The organism is Marinobacter sp. UBA2498 (assembly GCF_002341575.1).
Lineage (GTDB): Bacteria > Pseudomonadota > Gammaproteobacteria > Pseudomonadales > Oleiphilaceae > Marinobacter > Marinobacter manganoxydans.
Window position 1 is genome coordinate 1 of the sequence record NZ_DDOI01000160.1, and the last position, 3062, is coordinate 3062.

Annotated in this window: 3 protein-coding genes; all 3 read right to left on the bottom strand. The window is 57.8% G+C overall.

Features of this window, described 5'->3' with window-relative positions:
• A partial coding sequence (locus B2W52_RS22165; RefSeq protein ID WP_286804100.1) for a uroporphyrinogen decarboxylase family protein occupies positions 1 to 329 on the bottom strand: 329 nt, incomplete at its 3' end.
• A gap of 126 nt (positions 330 to 455) precedes the next feature.
• Positions 456 to 1874 (bottom strand): FAD-dependent oxidoreductase, encoded by a 1419-nt coding sequence (locus B2W52_RS22170; protein ID WP_053114383.1) that lies wholly within the window; start codon positions 1872 to 1874, stop codon positions 456 to 458.
• A gap of 72 nt (positions 1875 to 1946) precedes the next feature.
• On the bottom strand, positions 1947 to 3062 hold a 1116-nt coding region (locus B2W52_RS22175; protein WP_286804101.1), incomplete at its 5' end, for a GltB/FmdC/FwdC-like GXGXG domain-containing protein.

The following is a 3062-nucleotide window of genomic DNA, read 5'->3' on the forward strand; positions in this document are numbered from 1 at the left end:
GCAACATCGGCTTCGGAGCGGATCGTGTTCCGGAATTTCGGGCCTTCGCCGGTTTCGAAGTACAGGCCAAGACCCAGAGCGTCCGGAATCGTCAGGATGTCTGAAAACAGGATCGCCGCGTCCAGTGGGAAACGTTCGAGAGGCTGCAGAGTTACCTCGCAGGCCAACGGCGTGTTCTTGCACAAGCTGAGGAAGTCGCCGGCTTTTGCCCTGGTCGCACGGTACTCCGGCAGATATCGCCCTGCCTGTCGCATCATCCAAACCGGTGTGCGGTCCACGGGCTGGCGCATCAGGGCGCGCAGGAAACGATCATTCTTCAGCTCGGTCATAGGAAATCCAGCGTGTTCTGTACAAAGGGGAAAATTGGATGGAGGCCATAATACCCGGTTTGCGGGAATAAAAAAGGGCGGCTTTCCCTTAGGAAACCGCCCTTCTGATCAGGATCAACCGTGCAATCAGATATCCAGGTAATCCATGATACCTTCGGCAGCCTGACGGCCTTCCCAGATAGCGGTTACGACCAGATCGGAACCACGGACCATGTCCCCGCCCGCAAAGATTTTCTCGTTGCTGGTCTGGAACATGAATTCTGCGCCTTCCGGAGCAGTTACCCGGCCCGAATCGTCGGTATTCACCTTCAGCTCATCGAACCAGTCGGCCGGGCTCGGACGGAAACCGAAGGCGACCAGAACCGCGTCCGCAGGAATAACCTCCTCGCTACCCGGGACCACTTCCGGACGGCGACGACCATTTTCGTCGGGATCGCCCAGACGGGTCTGAACCACCTTCACACCCTCAACCCGGTCTTCACCAATAATGGCGATGGGCTGACGATTGAAGAAGAACTTAACGCCCTCTTCCTTGGCGTTGGCCACTTCCCGGCGAGAACCCGGCATGTTGGCTTCATCCCGGCGGTAGGCACAGGTGACGCTCTCGGCCTGCTGACGGATCGAGGTGCGGTTGCAGTCCATGGCCGTATCGCCGCCACCCAGGACAACAACCCGCTTGCCTTTCATGTCGATGAAGTCTGCTTCGTCTTTCTCGAAGCCGAGACGACGGTTGACGTTCGAAACGAGGAACGGCAGTGCATCGTACACGCCCGGCAGGTTCTCACCCGGGAAACCTCCCTTCATGTAGGTGTAGGTGCCCATGCCCATGAAAACGGCATCGTACTCGTCAATGATCTCCTGCAACTGAACGTCCTTGCCCACCTCGGTAGACAGGCGGAATTCCACGCCCATCTCCTCGAACACCTTGCGGCGGCGGGTCATAACGGATTTTTCCAGCTTGAACTCGGGAATGCCGAAGGTCAGCAGACCACCGATTTCCGGATAGATATCGAATACAACCGGCTTGACGCCATTGCGAACCAGAACGTCCGCGCAGCCCAGACCCGCAGGCCCAGCGCCGATGACGGCAACCTTCTTGTCTGTCCACTTCACGGCGGACATATCCGGTTTCCAGCCCAGGGCAAAGGCGGTATCGGTAATGTACTTCTCGACAGACCCGATGGTAACCGCGCCGTACCCGTCGTTCAGCGTGCAGGCACCTTCACACAGGCGATCCTGCGGACAAACGCGGCCGCAAACTTCAGGCAGGGAGTTGGTCTGGTGACACAACTCGACGGCCCGCATGATATTGCCTTCGGAAACCAGCTTGAGCCAGTTCGGAATATAGTTGTGAACCGGGCACTTCCACTCGCAATAGGGGTTACCACACTCAAGACAGCGATGGGACTGGGACGCCGCGTTATCTGCTGTGAAGGGGTGGTAAATTTCACCAAACTCTTTCTTCCGCTTCTTGGCCGGGACCTTTTTCGGGTCGACACGTCCAACCTCGACAAACTGGAAGTCATTACTCAGTCGTTCTTTCATCTGGATGCTCTCATCAACTCGATTTCGACAAGGGCGGCAGCCAGGCTGCTCGCCCCAAACCCTCTCAGCCTCTTATTCCGGACGCGCCCGGGTGCTGGCCAGCAGACTGCGCAGATTCGCAGCCTTGGGTTTCACCAGCCAGAAGCGGCCAATGTAGTCGTCGAAATTCTCAAGAATGTGCTCTGCCCACTCACTGCCGGTTTCCGAGATATGCTCCCGGATTACACCACGCAGGTGATTGCGGTAGGACTCCATGTCCTCGCTGGAAATCCGCTGAATTTCCACCAGCTCGTGGTTGTATTTGTCCACGAACGTGTTGTTGATATCCATGACGTAAGCAAAGCCACCGGTCATACCAGCACCGAAGTTGTGGCCAGTAGAGCCCAGCACCGTCACCAGACCACCGGTCATGTATTCACAGCAATGGTCTCCGGCGCCTTCCACAACGGCATGGGCACCGGAATTACGAACTGCAAATCGCTCACCCGCGGTTCCGGCAGCAAAGAGTTTGCCGCCGGTTGCGCCGTAGAGACAGGTATTGCCGACGATAGAGGTTTCCTGGGTCTTGAACGCGCTGCCGCGGGGCGGCTTCACAACCAGCTTGCCACCGGTCATGCCCTTACCGACGTAGTCGTTGGCGTCCCCTTCAAGGATCAGGTTGAGACCACCCACGTTCCAGACACCAAAACTCTGGCCAGCGGTACCGGTCAGGTCCAGGGTGATCGGTGCATCCACCATACCCTGGTTACCATGGATCTGGGCGATTTCGCCAGAGAGGCGGGCGCCAATAGAGCGATCACAGTTGGTGACTCGATAGGACCACGCGCCTCCACTCTTCTCTTTGATCGCCGCAGCGGTATCCTGAACCATCTGTTCCGCGAGCCTGCCCTCATCAAACGGGTGATTCCGTTCGACCTGACAGGTCTGCGGCTTGTCTGCAGGAATATGGTCGTTAGACAGCAGGCGACTCAGATCCAGTTTCTTCTGACGTTCGGTATCACCGGGCAGGCGCTCCAGCAGGTCAACGCGACCCACAAGCTCTTCCAGGGTACGCACGCCCAGCTTGGCCATCCACTCCCGGGTCTCTTCGGCCACGAAGCGGAAGAAATTCATCGCCATTTCCACCGTGCCCTTGAAGTGCTCTTCACGGAGGTGGTCGTTCTGTGTAGCCACACCGGTCGCGCAGTT

Coding starts and splice junctions, on each gene's coding strand:
- B2W52_RS22170 (WP_053114383.1), bottom strand. CDS start 1,874: ATGAAAGAACGACTGAGTAATGACTTCCAGTTTGTCGAGGTTGGACGT.